General features: G+C 66.1%; 20 protein-coding genes. 11 read left to right on the forward strand and 9 right to left on the reverse strand.

The window, feature by feature from the left end; translation table 11 throughout:
- Nucleotides 1–37 precede the first annotated feature (37 nt).
- Nucleotides 38–391, reverse strand: coding sequence for a hypothetical protein (locus tag ACQP1G_RS10490; protein WP_433201531.1), 354 nt, complete (start codon nucleotides 389–391; stop codon nucleotides 38–40).
- A gap of 157 nt (nucleotides 392–548) precedes the next feature.
- Between ACQP1G_RS10490 and ACQP1G_RS10495 the strand changes: the two genes are divergently transcribed.
- From ACQP1G_RS10495 to ACQP1G_RS10510, 4 genes are read left to right on the forward strand one after another with little or no spacing between them, the layout of a single operon-like run.
- The gene (locus ACQP1G_RS10495; protein ID WP_433201534.1) at nucleotides 549–1937 is read left to right on the forward strand and encodes a sensor histidine kinase; all 1389 of its coding nucleotides are present in this window, start codon (nucleotides 549–551) and stop codon (nucleotides 1935–1937) included.
- On the forward strand, nucleotides 1934–2626 hold the full coding sequence (locus tag ACQP1G_RS10500; protein WP_433201537.1) for a response regulator: 693 nt from the start codon (nucleotides 1934–1936) through the stop codon (nucleotides 2624–2626). Before ACQP1G_RS10495 ends, ACQP1G_RS10500 begins: the two co-directional genes overlap by 4 nt.
- A gap of 54 nt (nucleotides 2627–2680) precedes the next feature.
- On the forward strand, nucleotides 2681–4732 hold the full coding sequence (locus tag ACQP1G_RS10505) for a protein kinase domain-containing protein (RefSeq protein WP_433201540.1): 2052 nt from the start codon (nucleotides 2681–2683) through the stop codon (nucleotides 4730–4732).
- Nucleotides 4733–4741: 9 nt separating this feature from the next.
- Nucleotides 4742–4945 carry a hypothetical protein gene (locus ACQP1G_RS10510; RefSeq protein ID WP_433201543.1) on the forward strand — a complete coding sequence of 68 codons (204 nt, stop codon included), beginning with the start codon at nucleotides 4742–4744 and terminating at the stop codon, nucleotides 4943–4945.
- A 495-nt stretch (nucleotides 4946–5440) separates the two neighbouring features.
- Here ACQP1G_RS10510 and ACQP1G_RS10515 read toward each other — a convergent pair whose 3' ends face one another.
- The gene (locus tag ACQP1G_RS10515; protein ID WP_433201546.1) at nucleotides 5441–6274 is read right to left on the reverse strand and encodes a class I SAM-dependent methyltransferase; all 834 of its coding nucleotides are present in this window, start codon (nucleotides 6272–6274) and stop codon (nucleotides 5441–5443) included.
- A 395-nt stretch (nucleotides 6275–6669) separates the two neighbouring features.
- On the opposite strand from ACQP1G_RS10515, the gene ACQP1G_RS10520 reads away from it, so the two are divergent.
- On the forward strand, nucleotides 6670–6888 hold the full coding sequence (locus ACQP1G_RS10520) for a hypothetical protein (protein WP_433201549.1): 219 nt from the start codon (nucleotides 6670–6672) through the stop codon (nucleotides 6886–6888).
- Nucleotides 6889–6924: 36 nt separating this feature from the next.
- Nucleotides 6925–7134 carry a hypothetical protein gene (locus ACQP1G_RS10525; RefSeq protein WP_433201552.1) on the forward strand — a complete coding sequence of 70 codons (210 nt, stop codon included), beginning with the start codon at nucleotides 6925–6927 and terminating at the stop codon, nucleotides 7132–7134.
- A gap of 7 nt (nucleotides 7135–7141) precedes the next feature.
- Here ACQP1G_RS10525 and ACQP1G_RS10530 read toward each other — a convergent pair whose 3' ends face one another.
- Complete coding sequence (locus ACQP1G_RS10530) at nucleotides 7142–8059, reverse strand: sigma-70 family RNA polymerase sigma factor (RefSeq protein ID WP_433201555.1); 918 nt, start codon at nucleotides 8057–8059, stop codon at nucleotides 7142–7144.
- Between the two features lie 119 nt (nucleotides 8060–8178).
- Between ACQP1G_RS10530 and ACQP1G_RS10535 the strand changes: the two genes are divergently transcribed.
- Nucleotides 8179–9057 (forward strand): hypothetical protein, encoded by an 879-nt coding sequence (locus ACQP1G_RS10535; RefSeq protein ID WP_433201558.1) that lies wholly within the window; start codon nucleotides 8179–8181, stop codon nucleotides 9055–9057.
- A gap of 56 nt (nucleotides 9058–9113) precedes the next feature.
- Here the strand turns inward: ACQP1G_RS10535 and ACQP1G_RS10540 are convergent, their stop codons facing one another.
- The gene (locus ACQP1G_RS10540) at nucleotides 9114–9872 is read right to left on the reverse strand and encodes a class I SAM-dependent methyltransferase (RefSeq protein ID WP_433201561.1); all 759 of its coding nucleotides are present in this window, start codon (nucleotides 9870–9872) and stop codon (nucleotides 9114–9116) included.
- Between the two features lie 532 nt (nucleotides 9873–10404).
- Between ACQP1G_RS10540 and ACQP1G_RS10545 the strand changes: the two genes are divergently transcribed.
- On the forward strand, nucleotides 10405–11331 hold the full coding sequence (locus ACQP1G_RS10545) for an LppP/LprE family lipoprotein (protein ID WP_433201564.1): 927 nt from the start codon (nucleotides 10405–10407) through the stop codon (nucleotides 11329–11331).
- A 534-nt stretch (nucleotides 11332–11865) separates the two neighbouring features.
- A complete protein-coding gene (locus ACQP1G_RS10550; protein ID WP_433201567.1) occupies nucleotides 11866–13440 on the forward strand; it encodes a molybdopterin-dependent oxidoreductase in 1575 nt (524 codons plus the stop codon).
- 23 nt (nucleotides 13441–13463) lie between these two features.
- Here the strand turns inward: ACQP1G_RS10550 and ACQP1G_RS10555 are convergent, their stop codons facing one another.
- Nucleotides 13464–13649, reverse strand: a complete 186-nt coding sequence (locus ACQP1G_RS10555) for a hypothetical protein (RefSeq protein ID WP_433201570.1) — start codon at nucleotides 13647–13649, stop codon at nucleotides 13464–13466.
- Nucleotides 13650–13899: 250 nt separating this feature from the next.
- Here ACQP1G_RS10555 and ACQP1G_RS10560 point away from each other — a divergent pair, with 250 nt between their 5' ends.
- On the forward strand, nucleotides 13900–14787 hold the full coding sequence (locus ACQP1G_RS10560; protein ID WP_433201573.1) for a helix-turn-helix transcriptional regulator: 888 nt from the start codon (nucleotides 13900–13902) through the stop codon (nucleotides 14785–14787).
- A gap of 39 nt (nucleotides 14788–14826) precedes the next feature.
- Nucleotides 14827–15807: a quinone oxidoreductase family protein gene (locus tag ACQP1G_RS10565; RefSeq protein WP_433201576.1), complete on the forward strand. Its 981-nt coding sequence runs from the start codon at nucleotides 14827–14829 to the stop codon at nucleotides 15805–15807.
- A gap of 258 nt (nucleotides 15808–16065) precedes the next feature.
- Here the strand turns inward: ACQP1G_RS10565 and ACQP1G_RS10570 are convergent, their stop codons facing one another.
- The 4 genes from ACQP1G_RS10570 to ACQP1G_RS10585 form a co-directional block, all read right to left on the reverse strand.
- The gene (locus ACQP1G_RS10570; protein WP_433201579.1) at nucleotides 16066–17004 is read right to left on the reverse strand and encodes an SDR family NAD(P)-dependent oxidoreductase; all 939 of its coding nucleotides are present in this window, start codon (nucleotides 17002–17004) and stop codon (nucleotides 16066–16068) included.
- A 374-nt stretch (nucleotides 17005–17378) separates the two neighbouring features.
- Nucleotides 17379–17993 (reverse strand): class I SAM-dependent methyltransferase, encoded by a 615-nt coding sequence (locus ACQP1G_RS10575; RefSeq protein ID WP_433201582.1) that lies wholly within the window; start codon nucleotides 17991–17993, stop codon nucleotides 17379–17381.
- A gap of 281 nt (nucleotides 17994–18274) precedes the next feature.
- Complete coding sequence (locus tag ACQP1G_RS10580; protein WP_433201585.1) at nucleotides 18275–18721, reverse strand: nitroreductase family deazaflavin-dependent oxidoreductase; 447 nt, start codon at nucleotides 18719–18721, stop codon at nucleotides 18275–18277.
- 60 nt (nucleotides 18722–18781) lie between these two features.
- On the reverse strand, nucleotides 18782–19216 hold the full coding sequence (locus tag ACQP1G_RS10585) for a VOC family protein (protein WP_433201587.1): 435 nt from the start codon (nucleotides 19214–19216) through the stop codon (nucleotides 18782–18784).
- Nucleotides 19217–19342: the final 126 nt, after the last annotated feature.

A 19342-nucleotide genomic window follows, 5' to 3' on the forward strand; every position in this document is an offset into this window, starting at 1 on the left:
GGTCGATTGTCGCGCAGTGTGGTGCCGCACCAACGCGTTATCGCGCCATCGCCTCGGATGCCTGGTCATGGCGTCGGTATTGCGCGTCGAGAACAGCGCGCAGTGCCGGTTGTTCCGCGGCGAGTTCGAGATAGGCCTCGACCGCGGATTGGCCCTGCAGTAGCGCCTGATCCAATTTCGCGTCGAGATGGATATTCCACCGATATCGCAGCGCGAGCAAGAGCCCTTCCGGTCCGCCGAACAGCCGGTCCAGGTCCGGAATGTCCGCGAACAGGTCGGGGCTGGCCGGATCGACGGCCGCGCGGGTGAGCACGGTGCGCACGATCTCGGTCCGGCGGTGCTGGTCCTCCCAGCCATTGCGACTGCTTTGTCGCTCGAAATAATCGGACATGGCGTTCGGCCTTCCGTGATTGGTGAATCTCACGCTACGGACGGGAAAATACGGTGTCTTCGTGCCAGGGACGCGAATCGATCTCCTACCGCGGTAGGAGCCACGGACCGTTCCGGGAACGATGCAGTGGGCCCGACCTGGCGGTTAGCCTTACAGGATGGATGTGATCCACGCCATTACCTCGTCGGCGGACGCCCAACCGGCGATACCGTTCCGGGAGACTGGGCGCATCCGGGATCGATTCGCGGTCTTCCTGCGCAATCCCGTGGCGGTGATCCGCCGCAACCTCGAAGAGCTGCCGTTCGACTACCCGCCCTCGGTGATGATCAGCGCCGACGCGGCCCTGCTCGTCGTCAGCATCGGCGCGATCATCCAGCGGCACGAATACTTTCCGACGGCGCTGCCGATTCTGGCGGTGATTCTGGTCTTCGTTTCGGTGCCGCTGTTCTGCTTCTTCGGGGTGACCCCGAGCCCGATCCTGCTCGCGGGCTCCGGACTGGCCGCGACGGCGATCCTGCTCACCCAACCGGTATCGGCCGATTTCTCGCCGTTCATCTTGGTGGTGATGGTCGGCGAGGTCGCGGCCATCGTGCGAAAACGTTTCAGTGCGCTCTTCGCGCTGGTCGCGGTATTCGAGTTGGCTGTCTTCGACGCGGCCGGGCATCTGATGTGGAGTGTGACAGGTGAGCGGTTGCAGGGCATCCAGATGTACACCATCGGGATCGCGCTCGGCTGGCTGGTCGGCGTGATGCTGCAGTACCAGCGCAAATTCCTGTATCAGGAACGCCAGAGCCAGCAGATCCGGGCCGCCCGCGCCGCCGACGAGGAGCGCCGCCGGATCGCGCGCGAGGTGCACGATGTCATCGCGCATTCGCTGAGCATCACCCTGTTGCACCTGACCGCGGCCCGGCACGCACTGCAGACCGATCGCGATGTGGACGAAGCGGTGGACGCGCTGGTCGACGCCGAACGACTCGGCAGACAGGCCATGGCCGATATCCGCCGCACTATCGGGCTGCTCGACACGCGGCCGTCGAAACTCGTGCCGGAGCCCGGTATCCGCGATTTCGATGACCTGGTCGGTGACTTCGCGGGGGCAGGACTCGACGTCCGTTACTCCCGCGCCGAGGATCTGAGCGCGGTGTCGGCCGCGGTCGGGCTCGCGCTCTATCGAATCGGCCAGGAATCCCTGGCCAATGTGATCAAACATGCGCCCGGCGCGACCGCGACCGTGTTCTTGGAGGTGGACTCGACGATGGCCCGGCTCATCGTGAACAACACGCTGCCCAAGGGGGTGCCGCCGGATCTGGGTGGCGGGATGGGGCTGTCCGGTATGCGGCAGCGTGCCGAACTGCTCGGCGGTCGGCTCGAGGCCGGACCCTATGACGACGGCTGGACGGTGCGGGCCGAATTCCCGCTGAGCGGTGCACGGTCCTGGGTGCCGGCGTCGTGTCCGCTGCCGGACATGGTCCACGGCGCGGCGAATGCGATGCGTGACAGGGCCGAATCCATTCGGCGTGACGGTGCGCTGGGGGAGGGTGCGTGACCTCGGTGTCGGCCGGTGGTGAGGATGCCGTCACCGTTCTCGTTGTCGATGATCAGGAGCTGGTGCGTGGTGGACTGCGCCGGATCCTGCGCCGGCGCGACGGGTTCGTCGTCAACGAATGTGCCGATGGCGACGAGGTGCCCGCCGCCATCGCGGCCAGTCGCCCCGACGTGGTGCTGATGGATCTGCGCATGAAGCGTGTCGGCGGTATCGACGCGACCCGCACGCTGCGCGCGCGCGACGGCGCGCCACCGGTGCTCGTGCTCACCACCTTCGACGATGACCAGTTGCTTTCCGGTGCACTCCGAGCCGGGGCGGCCGGATTCATCCTCAAGGATTCGCCCGCCGAGGATCTGATCCGCGCGGTGCGCACGGTCGCTGTCGGCGGGGCCTGGCTCGATCCCTCGGTCACCGGGCGGGTGCTCTCGGCGTACCGGACAGTGCGACCCGCCGCTACCCGCGACGACAGCAGACTCGCCGAGCTCACCGCGCGCGAGTACGAGGTGCTCGAATTGATCGGCCGTGGCCGCGTCAACGCGGAGATCGCGCGTGAGCTCGGCATCTCCGAAGTCACCGTGAAGAGCCATGTCGGACACATATTCGGCAAACTGGAGCTGCGCGATCGCGCAGCCGCGATCGTGTTTGCGTTTGACCACGGGGTGGTCGCACCAGGACAATCCACAGGTTGACGGGCAGCCCCGATCGCGCATGACCGCCGATGGTGGTGGGCGATCTTGCCCGGGATGTGGAGGATTGACGGGGTGGATGGACCTGGATGGAGAGTCGGCAGTCGGTTCGGGCCGTACGAGCTCAGATCGCTGCTCGGCAAGGGGGGGATGGGCGAGGTCTACGAGGCGTACGACACGGTGAAGGACCGCGTGGTCGCGGTCAAGCTGCTGTCCGAGGAACTCGCTACCGATCCCATCTACCAGGTGCGTTTCCGTCGCGAATCACAGGCCGCCGCCCGGCTGGCCGAGCCGCACATCATCCCGATCCACGACTGGGGCGTGATCGACGGTGTGCTGTTCATCGATATGCGGCTGGTGCCCGGCGTCGACCTGCGCGGCATTCTGCGTGACCAGGGGGCGATGAGCGCCGAGCGCGCGATCGGGATTATCGAGCAGATCGCCGCGGGCCTGGATGCCGCGCATGCCGACGGTCTGGTGCACCGCGATGTCAAACCGGCCAATATCCTGGTGACCGACGCGGACTTCGCGTACCTGGTCGACTTCGGCATCGCCCACATCGAGGGCGACAGCGCGATGACGCAGGCGGGCATGGCGATCGGCTCCTATACCTATATGGCACCGGAGCGCTTCGATGCCGGCCCGGTGACCGGTCGCGTCGATATCTACTCCCTTGCCTGTGTGCTGCACGAATGCCTCACCGGGGCATCGCCGTTCCCGGCCGGGAGCATGAGTGCGCTGATCCGGTCACATCTTTCCGATCCGCCGCCGCGACCGAGTGTGCAGCGACCGGGCATTCCCGCGGCGATGGACGCAGTGATCGCCCGCGGTATGGCCAAGGAGCCCGCCGATCGGTTCCCGACCGCGACCGATCTGGCCCGCGCGGCCAGGGCGGCGCTGGCCACCGCGCCGACCGCGAGCATGCCGACGCTGATCGTACGTCCGCCCGATCCGGCGCGCGGTCCGTCGGACCAGGCTGTGGTGCACCGCAATCCGGCGACGCCCGCGGAGGTGACGGGATCGATTCCCGCGGTGATCCATCCGACGGGGGCGACGGAGGTGTCGGCCGCCGATCTGCAGTTCACGCCGTTGCCGCGGCAGCAGCCTGCGCGAGCGCCACTAGGGTCGCCCGGGGCCGCACGGCCGGCGCGGCCGTTTCCGGATGCGCATCTGTATTCGGAGTCGGCGCCGCAGCCGGAGTATTCGGAGCCGCGGTATCCGCAGTCGCCGGACTACTCGGGCGGCTCGCAGACCCCGCCGACTGAGCAGTATCCGCAGCAATCGCGGTATTCGGGGGCGTCGCAGGCCGAGCAGACGCAACGGTATCCGGAGTCGCATTACCCCGAGGCCAGGTACCCCGAACAGCAGTACCCCGAGCGGCAATACCCGGAACAATTCGGCGCGCAACAGCATTCGCCCGCTCCGGAAACTCGCATCGTCCCGCAACCCTTCTCGAGCGCACCGCCGTTCGAGCCCCCGCCCCGCCCCGCGCACGCGGCCAACCCCTACCGCGCGCCGGAATACCCGCCCGCGCCGGAATACCCGCCGCAAGGCGGCTATGCCGAACCCGAGTATGAGGACGACTACTACGGCCAGGACCCCTATCAACGGCGCGACCGCTCGGTCGTGCTGCCCATCATGGTCGCCGTCTTCGTCATCGTCGTACTCGCCGTCGGCGGCGCCATCGGTTGGCAGGTCATGGGTTCCCACGACTCCGGGAATTCCAAGGACACCCAGGCGGGCGCACAGGTGACGACCACGGCCGCCCGCGCCACCGGCGGTCCGACGACACCGCCGACGGCCTCGACCAGCAAGGCCGCACCCACCTCGGTCACCCTGCCCGTGGGTGCGACGCAGTGCACGACCGGACAACCGGCGGCAGGCACCTTCTCCCAGGCGGCCACCGGATCCTCGGTCACCAGTTGCGGTTTCGCCGAAGCGGTCCGCCAGGCCTACGCCGACTCCGCCGCCGCGAACGTCTCGCGTTCATCGCGCTCGGTGGTGGCGACCAGCCCGGTCACCGGCCGCACCTACACGATGAACTGTGTCGCCGACGGTCCGCTGGTCACCTGCAGCGGCGGTGAGAATGCGGTGGTCTACGTCTACTGACACAGCAACTTGGAGGTCAAGGACGGTTCGCGGGACCGCCTCTACACCACCGAAATCGACGATCCGCCGATGGTCGCCGAGTTGATCTGGGACTGGATAGAAGACCGCTGGGAGCGTCTCTACCGATTGCAGTGGCAGCGGTACGGGTACGGCACAGACCTGCACCAAGTTTCATTGCGCGACGAGAGGGAGAACGCTCCCCGACGGCGGTGACCGAGCACCCGAGGTTCTGGATCTGGATGTTGCCGACCATCGCGGCAGATGCAGATGTTCGCCAGATCGACTGCTGGCCAACGTTTGTGCGTGATCGAACGCGTGGGTCGGGGCATAGGACGTGCTGAGCCACAGCGGTCTCGGGCGGCCACCACGGGACGGCGCCGCGGATGGGTCCGCTCCTTCCCCCAGCTCTCCGGCGGCTACATCCACCCCCACTCCACCTCGTCCACCGACATGACCCTGTATGTCTCACAATGAAACACCACCACGAACAGCCCTTACTGGGTCAGCAATTCGACGGCATTACGCCATAGCCGCCATGTTCTGAGCAAGGCGGACGGGAAGACCCGAGCCGATGTCGAAAACACATACCACCATGTCATGGAGGCCCTCGCGGTGCTCGGGCATATCGCCCCGCGTCAGATCGCCGCCAGAAGCAACGAGATCCCCGCGTTCACCCCTGCTGTCCAGCCTGTACTGACAGGCGGCGCATTAGAACCGGAACCGCACGATGCGGGTGGACCGTTTCATGCCCGGCAGCAGGTTCAAGAGGCGGTACATGCGGCGTATGTTCGCGGGTGCCTTGGCCATCAGCACCGGTGAGTCGTTCATCGGCGCCTCGTCGACATATTCGAGGCGCGGGTGCCAATCGGCCAGCGCGGCCGGATCGTTGAAACCGCAGTGGAACTGGGTGTCGTATTTGCGCAGGGTGGGGTCCCATTTCGAGGTGCGCCACGCCCAGACCGGTACCGTGTCGAACTGTATCTGGCCGGTGGGAAAGGCGTCGACGATGCTGGTCAGCAGCCGCCGGAGGTCGGTCTCGGTCAGGTAGGGCACCAGTCCCTCGGCGATCATCAGCACCGGCCGGCCGCGGGGGATACGGTCCAGCCAGGTCAGGTCGGTGACGCTGGAGCCGATCAGCGTGTAGTGCTCTCGCGGCGGCAGGAATTGTTGCCGCAGTTCGATGATGGAGGGGTAGTCCAGGTCGTACCAGTCGACGGTGGCGGGCGGGTCGATCCGGTATGCGCGGGCGTCGAGGCCGCAGCCCAGGTGCAGCACCACTGCGTCGGGGTGATCGGCGAGGAAGCTTCGGGCCCAGTCGTCGTGGGCCTTGGCGCGTACCACGGCGGCGAGGCCCATCTGGCTGGTGCCGAATCTGCGGTTGTCGTAGTCGGGGTCGAGGCGGCGCATCGTCTGCTCGGCGTATTTGTCGCCGAGGATCGGGTCCGGTAGCCGGTTGTCCAGTGCTTTGGCCCTGAGGACGGGGCTGACGGTCTTCTGCACTCCGACTAGTCCGGCGTCCTTCACGCCAGCGACACTACTCACATTTCACGAATTTCAGGATGGCGAGGCAGAACGGCGGAGTGGGCGTCCATCAGCGTGAGCCTCTCGGGCGAGGTTGTCCAGGGCGGCGGGCAGTTCGGGGCCTTGGGCCACAGGGGATGCCATAGGATTCGGGTGGCGACGGTCGACGGTGCCGGCCATGTTGTCATCTGCTGCTGAGGTCGGACATGAGTCGCTGGTTCAGCATAGCGAGGGCGTTCGAGGCTTCAACTGTTTCGTGCGTTGCTGCCAACAGCAGGCTTCGGTCGCCGCCGTCTTGCGTAAATTGCAGGCAGTCGGTGCCTGCTCGGGTGGTGTCGGTGAGGGACCTCGGATCTGATCCCGAAACGCTTGCGGCCCTCGGCCATCGCGCAGCCGCTGCGGTCAGGCTGCCGAACATGATGGCGGCCTGGGAACAAGACGAATTTGTGCTGGACCCGTCGCGGATCACGCTGTCCATCGTGCGCACCGGCTGCGACGGCGACACCTTCGAACGGCAGCAGCTGATGGACCGCTACCGGATCCAGATCAACAAGACCTCCCGCAACATCGTGGGGTTCATGACCAACATCGGCACCACGCGTAGCTCGGTCGTCTTCCTGGTGGAGGTGCGGTGAACATCAGCCCGCGAGCTGGAGCAGAACATCTCCGAGATGAGCCTGGGCGAGCGCGAGCACTTCGAGCAAGCGGTGCACCGGCTGACCGAACACTCTGTGCCGCTTCCAGATTTCGGCGGCTTCCATCCGGCGTTCCGTGATACACCCGAAATCCACAGCTACAAGCCGATTTCGGGTGCCGCGTGTACACCGAAAGGCCATGGAGAGGTCGACCTACCGGCGCACGAACAGGGCGCGCGCCGGTAGGCCGTCCTCATGCCATGGGGATCGTCGGGTCGACGATCGCCTCGATGCCCGCCACGCGGTCGCCGCGCATCGTGAGCACGAGCATGCCGTACAGGACGCGGTTGTGGTATGCCAGGACGCCCACGGTTGCGGGCGTTTGGTGCGACACCAGCGTCGCGCCGGATCCGAAGTAGCTGAGCAGGTTCGACGCCACGGCCGTCGCGCCGTGGGTGTCCTCCGGTGTCGGCAGCGAGCCCGCGACGAAGGTCGCCGATCCCCAGGCGTCCGGGGCCAGCACGGTCAGCAGGGCGTTGAGGTCACCGCCGGAGCAGGCGGCGATGAACCGGTCCAGGACGGCTCGGTGTGTCGATGCCGTGGCATGATCGACCGCGTCGATTGCGGGGTCGGCCCCGACGACCGCGCGATCAGCGGCTGCGATCGTGGGACCTGCCGCCGCCCCGGTGATCTTCGTACGCGCCCGCCGCGCCAGCTGTCTGCACGCACCCGCTGGACGGCCAACGATCGCGGCGATCTCCTCGAAGGGCAGCGCGAACACATCGTGCATGATGAACGCCACCCGTTCGGCCGGATTCAGTCGCTGCAGCACCATCACCAGTGCCGACTGGACGTGATCGTCGAGCGTGACCCGGTCCGCCGGGTCGACGCCCGGCGAGACCACCGAGTTCAGCAGCTCCGGGGCGCCGGGTTGCTCGCGCCGGGCCCGGGCACTGCCCAGCAGGTCCAGGCACAGGCGGCCGGTCACCACGGTCAGCCAGCCGCGGACGTTGTTCAGTTCGTCCGCGCGGGTGCGTGAGAGGCGCAGGAACGCTTCCTGCGCAACGTCTTCCGCGTCCGCGATGTCACCGAGCATTCGGAACGCCAGGTCCACCAGGTAGGCGCGATGCGCATCCCACAGCGCGGTGAACTGGTCGCGATGAGTCTCCATACCGATTACGACGAGACGGCGGGGCGAAAAGTTACCGATCCGGCGCGGTAACTTTCCCGCCGCCCGCCTCGTCATAGTGCCGACCCGCAAAAACACGAAGCACCATTCGAGGAGACCTCATGTCCCGCAGTTCGAGGCGACTGACCGCGATCGCAGCCCTGGCGCTGGCCGGCCTCGCGACCGCCCCGGCACCGGCCGGAGCGGATTCGACCGCGTCCGCCGAAACGACCGGATCCGTCGAAAAGTACCTGGGCACATGGAATTACGACCAGCCGGACGACGTCACCAGAACCAACATCGCCACCATGGACCTGTTCGGATACCGGCCCGACATTCCGCAGATCGGCACCATTACCTTCACTCGCGGTGCCGACAGCGAGATCCTGGGCCACACCGATCAGGGCTGCACCTGGCATTTCCGGCCCGTTGGGGACGCTCTGGAAATGACCTCCACCACCCAATACTGCTTCAACCAGGTGATCGGGTCCGGCTACAACATAGACCGCTGGCGCGTCACCGTCGATGACGGTGTCGAGCGAGAAACCCTGCACGCCAATAGTTATCTCGGCCCGGGGACCTTCGGATTCGATCTGGTCGACGGCCGCCGCAGCAACGCCGCCGCGGGCACCCAGGCCGACACCGCGCGGCGTTTCAGCGGTACCTGGACCTTCGACCGCGCGCCCTTCCCCACCAACGCCGCCACCAACTCCTACTTCATTCCCCTGCCGTTCACGCCCGCTCCCATGTCCGGGCCGGTCACCTTCACCCCGTCGGCGGGCAGCACCGTCACCGCGCATACCGCCGACGGCTGCAGCTGGACCTTCGAGGCCCATGGGAATACCGCCGAGCTGTCCCCGGCCACGCAGACCTGCGGCGCAACCACGCTGGCGTTCTGGTCGATCGCCGACGACATGCGACATCAAACCGCCATCCTGACAGGACAGGATCACAGCATCCCGTTCATGATGACCTCGGGATCCCTGACGAGGAAGAACTGACCGCAGCGACCGCAGTGATGGTCACGGCGGTGGTGGCGGCAGCTCGGAAGGCACAGCTAGTCGAGGCGGGTGGCGGTCACGGCCCACACCGGCAGGTGCACCCGGTTGTTTTTCAGCAACGGCGCAATGGTCTGGAGTTGTTCTAGCATCGGCTTCATCCGCTCAGCCCATCCTGAGTCGTCGCCCATTTGCTTGGTGAGGTGGGTGAACGTTTCCGCGCTGAAGGTGGCTTGGTAAGTGGTGGTTCCCAGGTAGTCGATGCGCCATCCGGCCGCGGGAAGCACCCGCTCGAAATTCTCCGCTGGCAAACCTTCGGGCTGAAGACCGTTGACGTTGTGGCGTCCGATTTCGAACATGAACAGTCGCGCTCCCGGTTTCGTGGCACGGTGCAGGGCCTGCGCGTACTGGGTCTGTGTTTGTTCGTCGTCGAGGAATACGTGGTAGAACGCGCTGTCGACGACGGTGTCGAACCGATTCTCCAGGCCGTCGAGTCTGGTTGCATCGGCCACTTCGAAGTCCACCCTCACCCCGGCGCGCTCCGCGTTGCGCTTGGCCCGCTCGATCGCCGTCGGCGACGAGTCGATCCCGGTGGCCGAGTAGCCCTTGGACGCGTAGTGGATCGCGTGATGTCCCGGGCCGGTTCCGGGGTCGAGCACCTCGCCCCGCACAGCGCCGTAGGCCACCAACTGCTGCACTACCGGCTGTGGGCCGCCGATGTCCCAGGGGATCAACGCAGCAGCATCCTGCTCCGGCGACGCGTCACGGTACAGCGCTTCGAAGTCTGGCTGACCATTGTGGTTCGGTTCCTTGTCCATGACTCCTCCTTTGATTGCGGACGGGCCATACCTGAAGGGTCGTGCACTAGATCAGACCAATGGTTCCGTAATTCGGTGGCGGACGCCATCGACTGCGGGGCGGTAGCGGTTACAGCAGCCAAAATACCGATCACCCTGGCGGCGGACGTGTCGGTCGTTCGATCTCATTAGCCCACACGGCATCGCCCACCTCTGGCGCTTTCGCGTACCCACGGCGACCCTCAGTCGGGTCCGAATCGTTCGGTGCATTTCGCGCCATGTAGTTGCCAGCCGGGCTTTGCCCCTGAGCGGCATTGCAGGATGCACTGAGCTACAACAGCTCTCGCGTCGCGATTGCCCACCGTGTCCTCTTCGGTCAACGCGGTTTGCTCGAATCCGATCCTGTACGGCCCGGGTTCGGCGTCCTCGGCGATGCCGACGGCCAGTTGACGAATGTTGGGACGCAGGCCAGCGTGCCCAAGAAAGCAGGGGCGCAACGATCTTCATTCGGGATGCGAAGTGCTCTGTAGTACAGATAAGGAAAGGGCACTCGATGAAAAGGATCATCGGCATCATCGTGGCGGTCGCGGCGGTGACCCTGGCGACGGCATGTCAGGACGGTGTGACGACGCAGGCGTCCGGGGGGTCGTCGGTTTCGAGCTCCGCTACCGCTGCCGTGCCGGGATCCGCTCAGCCTCCGGTCACTCAGCAGTCACCAGGTGCCACGCAGCCTGCTGGTGACAATGTTCCTGCCACTGCCGGAAACGGCAGATGCGTCGATCTGAAGTCGGCGGTGGTCACAGCCGCACTCGGCACACTCGGCACCGGTGTCGGCGGCGACGGATTCTATGCAGACAGCGGCACTGACGCCTCCGTCGGCGCTTGTCCCGCCATACTTTGGGTGCTCGCTGGGACTCCGCATGGCACGGCTAGCTCACCCTGGCACGTGATGCTGTTCAACCACGCAGGTTATCTGGGCACCGCGACCAAGAAGTCGACTGCTTATACACAGGTGGTCGGCTCGTCAGATCGCAGTGTCGGGGTCCAATACCGTTGGCTGACGGGTAAAGACGCCAGCTGCTGTCCCTCGGGTGGGCCGGTCATTGTCACTCTCACCTTGGGCGCCGACGATCGCACCGTGACCCCGGACCGTGACTTCCCGACGGAGGTGATCGATCCGAGTTCGGCGAGCTCGCCGTCGGTGTGCCCGGTTACCAAGGCCGTTTTGCTCGAAGCGTTGCGAGGCACTGACATCGAGTCGCGGTTGGCGAGGCCGATCGAACTCGAGGATCGAATCGACTGTGCGGGTGAGTGGGCGATGGCCCATACGGGAACCCACAATAATACTGTCAACCGAGCCCAAGTCTTGTTCCACTACGTAGCGGCCGACGGAGGCTGGAAGCCTGTGGACCTCGGCAGTGCGCTGCACTGCACCGAGACCGGCGTGCCTGCCGATGTCGCAGACAAGATCTGCCGCTGAGCGCCGGTGTGCCGCACCCGCCGATCATTCTCGCTGGCCGGTTCGGTCAGCGAGATATGCGGCATAGAAAGACGTTCTGTGTGTCGGTGCGTGGGATGGGAACGTCGTCCTGATGCGCTTGTCGGGCTTGGTGTCCCATCGCAGGAGGAGGACGTTCGTGGGTAACGGTCGTGGCTTGTCGCGGGGTGATCGCAACCGAAACGCCCGCTTGTTATCGAAGTAGTTGGAGGTGTCGTCTTCGGCGGCGCTGTGTTGTTGGCGCAGTTGGTGTTCGGCGGCGGCTTCGGTGGGGGTGAGTTGGGTGCGTCGGTGTTGTTCGGTTTGCAGCTGGTCGAGTTCTTGCTGTGTTCGGCGGGCCTGCGAGTAAGAGTGCGTCTCGTCCTGTTCGGGTATGGATGGTGACGATGCTGCCCGTGTAGGTGCCGATCGCAGGATCGGAGTTGCTTATCAGCGACGGCGGCACGCCGACCACCGAGGCGAGGAACCGCGCCGAGTCCGGCAACGGTGTCACGACGCCGGGTAGGCTCATTGCCGATGGCAAATCTGCGCGCATCGAGCGGGATCGTATCCGCCGGGGTGACCGTCGGTATCGCCGAGCTGATTTCGGCCCCGATCGGACCGAATAGCGCGCCGTTCAACGCTTTCGGCTCCGTTGTCATCGATTTCACGCCGCAGCATCTTCGCGAATGGGTCATCGGCACCTTCGGCACCAACGACAAGCTCTTGCTCTACGCGGCGATGTTCCTGGTGGCGATCGGTATCGCCGCACTCGCCGGGTTGCTCGAGCGGACCACCCGGCCACACGGGTCGGCGCTGTTCGTCGCCTTCGGAATCGCAGGCATGCTGGCCGCATGCACCCGGGCGAACGCGTCGTGGACCTATGCCCTGCCGACGCTTCTCGGCAGCGTTGCCGGTTTATTCGCGCTACGGATCCTGATCCGACGTATCGACGCCGCCCCGCCCGCGAAACCCCGGCAGGCATCGCACGAAAAGGGCGTCGCCGCTATCGAATCGGCCAACGCTGCGCCCCCGTCGGAGCAGCTGGCACGGCGTCGGCTCCTCGGCGGTGTGGTCGGTGTCGGAGTGCTCGCGCTGATGACCGGGTTGACCGGACGACAACTCGCCGCGCGCGCCAACGACGTGTCCGCAAATCGAGCGGCGGTCCGCCTGCCCACCCCGGCCGAGCCGGCGGCGCCCGTTCCGGCCGCCGCCGAACTGCCGGTTTCCGGGCTGACACCATTCATCACCTCGAATTCCAGCTTCTACCGGATCGATACCGCGTTGACCGTGCCGCAACTCTCGACCGACGACTGGAACTTGCACATCCACGGCATGGTCGACCGCGAGCTCACCCTCTCCTACGCCGATCTGGCCGAACGCACGCCGATCGAGCGGATATTCACCTTGACCTGCGTATCGAATCCAGTCGGCGGCGACCTGACCGGTAACGCGCGGTGGCTCGGCTATCGGGTCGCCGATCTGCTGGCGGAGGCCGGCGTGCGCTCGGGCGCCGATATGGTCCTGTCCACCAGCATCGACGACTTCACCGCCGGAACCCCGATCACGGCGCTGACCGACGACCGTGATGCGCTGCTGGCGATCGGCATGAACGGCGAACCGTTGCCCGTACCCCACGGCTATCCGGTCCGCCTCGTCGTCCCCGGGCTCTACGGGTACCTCTCGGCAACCAAATGGGTGATCGATCTCGAGGTGACCAGATTCGATCGGGCGCGCGGTTATTGGGCTCGGCGCGGCTGGTCTACCCAAGGGCCGATCAAGACCGAAGCCAGAATCGATACGCCGAAATCATCGACGAAACTATCGACTGGCCCGGTCGCGATCGGGGGTATCGCCTGGGCTCAGCATCGCGGTGTGAGGGCCGTCGAGGTCCAAGTGGACAACGAGGATTGGCAGCCCGCGCAACTGTCCGAGGAGTACTCGATCGACACGTGGCGGCAATGGGTCTATCAGTGGAACGCGACGCCGGGACAACATACTGTGCGCGCCCGCGCGACCGACGGTACCGGTGCCGTACAGACCGCCGAGAGAACGGACGTAGTCCCGGACGGTGCGTCCGGCTATCCGTCGGTCTCCGTGCAGGTCGGGTAGCGCCCGACGCCCGCCCCGCCCCACTACCGCCTCCGCAGACCCACACCCGCCACGAAAACGCCTACGACGACGACAATCAGGCCGATGACGACCCAAATCCCCTGCCCGTTCATGCCACCGGTCTGCCCCAGCAGGTTCAGCCCCTGCAGCGTCCACAGACCACCCATCAACACGAGCAGTACCCCGATGATCAACCACACCCAGCGCATCGCCGCTCCTCCACTTCGGTCGCAAGCAACCTCGAACACCCATCGTGCCACGGAACCAGCTCCAAATCCGTATGGTCCTCCGTCGCCCAGCAACCCGCTCACGGCCGCAAAGACCCGGTTTTCCACCAGTATTCGAGCGATCCCTTCGTCAACGCCAGCATTGGCCGCCCCAGAGACTGATGGGGCCTGCGATTCCCGCCCGATTCGAGGTAGGTGCCGAGACTGAATAGCGTCGATCTATCGTGGATCCGTGAGCACTACCTCTCTGAACCAGGAACCCCACCGTGGCATGGCCCGGGACCGACGTCGGGAGGAATTGCGGGAGTTTCTGCGTAGTCGACGCGAGCGGTTGGCTCCCTCGGCAGTGGGGCTGCCCGAAGCCGGGCGACGACGCACACCGGGGTTGCGGCGCGAGGAAGTCGCGGTATTGGCGGGGGTGGGCGTGTCTTGGTACACGTGGCTCGAGCAAGGCCGCGATATCAAGGTGTCCGACGACGTGCTCGACGCGGTCGCGCGTGCATTGCTACTGGACGACATCGAACGCGCTCACCTGTACCGGTTGGCGGGCCTGAATCCGCCGCAACAGCAGGCAGCGCCGTCGATTCCGGCATCACCGCAGATGCAGCGTCTGCTCGACACCTGGGCTCCGCGGCCGGGCTACATCCGGGACCGGCACTGGAACTTCACCGCGGTCAACGACGCGGCACGGGCGGTGTTCGGCTACGGCGATACCGACCACAACTGCCTGACGTCGTTTTTCACCAACACGCGGTTGCGGGTGTCGCACCAGCAGTGGGACGAGATCGCCCCGGCGGTGGCCGCCGGGTTCCGCGCCGACGCCGCCCGCTATCCCGACGATCCCGAGTTCGACCGCATCGCAGGGGATCTGGCACAGGTCAGCCCGGAATTCGCCGAGCTGTGGGCGCGTCACGACGCGGCCGAGCATTCAACCGCGGTCAAGGCCGTCGACCACCCCGACGTCGGGGTGATGGTGTTCGAAGCGACCCTGTTCCCGTTGCCCGACCATCCCGGACATCACCTCATCCTGCACAACCCGGTCCCCGGCACCGAGACCAGTGAACGGTTGGAGCGATTGCTGCGCTCCCAGCCTGGTGGTGGCACACCCCCGATCAACTGACACTGCCTATCGGTGTGCAGGGACCGCAGGATTGGTGCCATGAGCAACACCATGCAGATGAAGGCAGTCACCATCCCCGAGTTCGGCCCCGCCGAGGTGCTGCGGGAGGCCGCCGTGAACATCCCCCAGCCCGGGCCGGGGCAGGTCGCGATCGATGTGGCCTTCGCCGGTGCAAACTTCGCCGAGATCCTCTACCGGCAAGGCGTGGTCGACGTTCCGCTGCCGTTCGTGCCTGGCATCGAGATCTCCGGCCACGTCCGCGCTGTGGGAGCCGAGGTGATGGGACTGACTGTCGGTCAGCCGGTGGCCGCGTTGACCATCGTCGACAGCGGCGGGTACGCCGAGGTGGCGGTCACCGCCGCGGACCTGGTCGCTCCGCTCGATGAGCAGTCCCTGAGCCTGGCCACGGCCGCGGCGTTGCCGTCCAACAGCACCACCGCGTTCCTGGTCCTCGACCGCGTCGCCCGGATCGAACCCGGCGAGAGTGTACTGGTGCACGCCGCCGCCGGTGGTGTCGGCAGCCAGCTCGGCCAAGCGGCCCGACTGTTGGGCGCGGGTCGCGTGGTCGGCACCGTGGGCACCCCTGAGAAGATCGCGACCGCCACCGCGTTCGGCTACGACGAGGTGATCCTGCGCGACCAGCTCGCCGACGCGGGCGAGTTCGACATCGTGGTCGACATGGTCGGCGGCCCAACGCGCCGCGCCAGCCTGGACCGGCTCGCTCCGATGGGGCGCATGGTGGTGATGGGCAACGCTTCCGGCGCCGAGGACGTCGGGATGTCAGCCAACGAACTATGGTTCAGCAACAAGACGGTCTCCGGGTTCAACCTGGCTGCCTTCTCCGCCGCCTATCCCGCCGATGCGGGAACCGCACTGCGTCGCGCGGTCGCCGCCGCCACCAACGGAGACCTCCGGATCCAGGTCGAGACTCTGCCCCTGCAGCAAGCGATCGAAGCGCACCGTCGCATCGAGTCCGGCTCCACCACAGGCAAATTGGTGCTTGAAGTCACGCCTGCTTGATCCGGACACACGGGTCGTCAGGTCCCGCAGACGCGACCCTGTGGCCGACAGCAGGAGCGAGACATAGCACCCCCTCGACAGAAGCACGCGTCCACTCGATGCGCGCTTCTCAGCAGCAGCGGACGTTCCGTTTGCGAGCGCTCAGCGGCATAATGATGCAGTCGTTCGAACCTGCCCGGTCGCCGGTTTTCGGATCGTGGGCTGCGCGGCATTTCGGGGTCGTCGGTCATGATGATTCGGGCGAAGCAGGAGCGGTTGTCATGGCCGGATCGGCGTAGCCGGACGCTCCAGCGGATCCATGCCGGTGAGGGCGGCACTGGCGGCCCAGAGTCCACCGGCGGTGTCGAGGTCGGTCATGTGCGCGCGGGGTGTTTCCCGGCGTGGTTGTCCGCGGAGGCCGAAAACTCTTGGCCCCCACAGTTGCCCGCTGGTGATCTCGGTGTCCAGGACAGCTCGGACGATGCTTTCGGCCCCCTCGTGTTTGCCGTGCAGCACCACACCTGCGGGCAGCGCGCGCAGGCGCTGGGCAGTGGTGCGGACGAATAACGGCGGCCGCGACGGGGTCAGTGCGTCCAGGGCGCCGCCGGGATGGACGACGATGCTGGCGGTATCGGCGCCGCTTGCCTGCAGGCGGCGATCCAGTTCGAAACCGAACAGCATCTGGGCCAATTTCGATCGCCCGTAGCTGCGCTTGGGCCGATAGTCGCGCTCTGACTGCAGATCGGCAAGCTCCAGCCGTTCCGACCGCGCGGCGAAGCTACCCACCGTGACCACCCGGCTGTTCGCGGCCGCCGTCAGCATCGGCGACAGGTGAGCGACCAGCGCGAAGTGCCCGAGATGGTTTGTCGCGAACATCAATTCGTGCCCCCGAGCGTTCACGCGGCGTTCGGGGCCCGACAGCAGCACCCCGGCATTGAGCACGACCGCATCCAGGCGATCGACGCCGAGTGCGTCCACTGTCGCAGGCAGCGAGGACAGATCCGCCAGGTCCAAACGCACCGGCCGCAGTCGAGCGCCCGCAACCCGTGCTCGGATCGCGTGTATCGCGCGGTCGGCCTTGGCGGTGTCGCGACAGCCCAGCACCACGGTGGCACCGTTGGCCGCGAGTTGCTCTGCGACGAAATACCCGATGCCCGCGCTGGCACCGGTAACCAGAATTGTCTTTCCCTCGGCCCGATTGCCGCTATGCCACGTCATGCCAGCAACCCTGACACCGCGCTCTTGCACCGCCCTCACATTCCACTGGCATGGCAGGCCCACACCAATCGCAATACCCACTCGGTCCGCCGGAAGCGGACGACGAATATCCGGAATTCGGCACTACCGGACGTTTCACAGACGCCGACGGCCCGAGATGATCTCGGGCCGTTGATCTTCGGGTTCGGCGCCTGGCCGATTCGAACCGCGCGGGTCGCAGCAATGACGTTCGTTCGGCCGGTCGCGGCCTGGCCGGTTCGATCGTCGCTGTAGGTGGCAGTGCAGCAAATAGTGGTCGTCTGCTCGAGTCGAAGTGATCGTGCGGCAATGTAATCGGGTCTGGGATCGGGATGCCCACTTGCCTGCGCAGGCTTTCACCCTGCGCGCGAGAACACCGCCACTAGAAAGTCGGACTCGTCGGTGAACGGCCGTAGATCCCACGTCGAAAGCCGCAAATCCACCGTAAGTCCGGCGTCCTCGGCGTCGGCCAGGAATTGCGGGAATTCGTAACCACGACCGGCACCGAACCCAACAACCACACGACCGGCCGGGGCGAGGTTGCGGGTGAACCCGGCCAGCACGGCCTCCCGGGTGGACGGCGCCAGAAATGTCATCACGTTTCCCGCGCACACGATGACATCGAAGTCGGCGGCGATCCCACGGCCCGGCAAGTCCAGTTCGGCGAGATCACCGACAATCCAGGTTGGACCGGGATAGTCCTGCTCCGCCGCAGCGATCAACGCCGGATCGACGTCGACGCCGACCACGACGTGACCAGCCCGGTGCAAGTAGCCACCCACACGTCCCGGACCGCACCCCGCATCCAGGACCCGGGCACCGCGCTCGAGCATTGCGTCGACCAGCCGCGCCTCCCCGACGATGTCCGTGCCTTGCGCCGCCAACGCCCGGAACCGCTCCACATACCACGTCGAATGCGCAGGGTCAGCAGCAGTGATCTCCTCCCACTGGCTGCGGGTACGTCCGCTCATCGTCTGTTACTCCTCACTTGGGCCCGCCTCCGGTCCACTGTGCCACCGCCGATCGGAGCGTAGGCAGCCGCCTTTGATCCGGTATCGAGCAAACCCTGTCCGCGTCGCGATATGCGCGGTGGGACAAGGCCGAATCTCTGCGGACCACCTGGGACCCCGCGAGGAGTCCGACAAAGACGCCGCGCGCACTCACGCACCGTGTTCTACCGCCCACCGTCGCGGCCGCCCCGCGTGAACTGCGCGAGGACCTCAAACGGCTCCACAACGCGGCGGTTGCCAGGTCAGTCCTGCGCAGTGAGCAGGACGATCGGGATTTCGCGATCGGTCTTCTGTGCGTACTCGTCGTACAGCGGGAAGATGCGCGCCATCTGGAGCCAGAGGGGTTCACGTTCGGCCGGGGACGCGACCCGGGCGCGAGCGGTGAACCGACGGCCGCCGACCTGCACCCCGACGCTCGGGTCCGCTTGCAGGTTCTTGAACCACGCCGGATCCTCGTCGGCACCAGCTTTGGACGCGACGACGACGAAGTCCTCGCCTGCGGTGCCGTAGATCAGGCACGTGCGGCGCGGAATCGCGGTCCGGCGTCCGGTCGTGGCGAGCACGAGCGTGTAGACGCCGTTCGACTCGTGTCCCTCGGTGCCACCCGAGGCAAGATACGTACGAGTCTGCTCAGCGACCCAGTCCCACTGCGAGTCGGTGGCGTGGTCAAGGTCATCGGCGACAGCCATGACGGATGGTCCCTTCTGGAACGGAAGTTTGGTACGGAACGTGCTGACTGGCGATCTACTTCAGTTGAGCTCCTCGACCAGCCCGATGATGATGCCGTCGGGGCCGCGGACGTAGCAATACCGGCAGACGTCCCCGTACCGTGCCACCTCGCCCACGAGTTCGGCGCCGTGGGCGCGCAGGCGGTCGAGGACATCGTCGACGGCGTCGACGACGAAGGTGAGGCGCGGGATGCCCGGGGTGTTCATCGGCGCCCTCGGCGCACTGCCGGTGGCCACCGGCGTACGGAATGTCGACAGCTCGACCCGGCCGTGGCCGTCCGGGGTCCGCACGACGGCGATATCCGCTCGAACGCCGTCCAGCCCGACGAGCTGATCCACCCATTCACCCTCGACTACTGCCTCGCCCTCCAGTTCCAGGCCCAATTCGACGAAGAAAGCGATAGCGGCCGCGAGATCCTCGACCACAACGCCGACGTGATCCATCCGGTAGATCATCGTTCCTCCCGTGTTACGCGGCCCGTCGTGGCCGCTCGTGCCCCTGGGACGGAGCTGGCGCAATGTTCTCGACACCATCACATATGTGATGGTCGTCACACGCAGTCCCTGACTCGGGCGCGGGGA

Source organism: Nocardia sp. CA-107356 (genome assembly GCF_050946365.1).
GTDB lineage: Bacteria > Actinomycetota > Actinomycetes > Mycobacteriales > Mycobacteriaceae > Nocardia.

Coding starts and splice junctions, on each gene's coding strand:
- ACQP1G_RS10490 (WP_433201531.1), bottom strand. CDS start 391: ATGTCCGATTATTTCGAGCGACAAAGCAGTCGCAATGGCTGGGAGGAC.
- ACQP1G_RS10495 (WP_433201534.1), top strand. CDS start 549: ATGGATGTGATCCACGCCATTACCTCGTCGGCGGACGCCCAACCGGCG.
- ACQP1G_RS10505 (WP_433201540.1), top strand. CDS start 2,681: ATGTGGAGGATTGACGGGGTGGATGGACCTGGATGGAGAGTCGGCAGT.
- ACQP1G_RS10520 (WP_433201549.1), top strand. CDS start 6,670: ATGATGGCGGCCTGGGAACAAGACGAATTTGTGCTGGACCCGTCGCGG.
- ACQP1G_RS10525 (WP_433201552.1), top strand. CDS start 6,925: ATGAGCCTGGGCGAGCGCGAGCACTTCGAGCAAGCGGTGCACCGGCTG.
- ACQP1G_RS10530 (WP_433201555.1), bottom strand. CDS start 8,059: ATGGAGACTCATCGCGACCAGTTCACCGCGCTGTGGGATGCGCATCGC.
- ACQP1G_RS10535 (WP_433201558.1), top strand. CDS start 8,179: ATGTCCCGCAGTTCGAGGCGACTGACCGCGATCGCAGCCCTGGCGCTG.
- ACQP1G_RS10540 (WP_433201561.1), bottom strand. CDS start 9,872: ATGGACAAGGAACCGAACCACAATGGTCAGCCAGACTTCGAAGCGCTG.
- ACQP1G_RS10545 (WP_433201564.1), top strand. CDS start 10,405: ATGAAAAGGATCATCGGCATCATCGTGGCGGTCGCGGCGGTGACCCTG.
- ACQP1G_RS10550 (WP_433201567.1), top strand. CDS start 11,866: ATGGCAAATCTGCGCGCATCGAGCGGGATCGTATCCGCCGGGGTGACC.
- ACQP1G_RS10555 (WP_433201570.1), bottom strand. CDS start 13,649: ATGCGCTGGGTGTGGTTGATCATCGGGGTACTGCTCGTGTTGATGGGT.
- ACQP1G_RS10565 (WP_433201576.1), top strand. CDS start 14,827: ATGAGCAACACCATGCAGATGAAGGCAGTCACCATCCCCGAGTTCGGC.
- ACQP1G_RS10570 (WP_433201579.1), bottom strand. CDS start 17,004: ATGACGTGGCATAGCGGCAATCGGGCCGAGGGAAAGACAATTCTGGTT.
- ACQP1G_RS10575 (WP_433201582.1), bottom strand. CDS start 17,993: ATGAGCGGACGTACCCGCAGCCAGTGGGAGGAGATCACTGCTGCTGAC.
- ACQP1G_RS10580 (WP_433201585.1), bottom strand. CDS start 18,721: ATGGCTGTCGCCGATGACCTTGACCACGCCACCGACTCGCAGTGGGAC.
- ACQP1G_RS10585 (WP_433201587.1), bottom strand. CDS start 19,216: ATGATCTACCGGATGGATCACGTCGGCGTTGTGGTCGAGGATCTCGCG.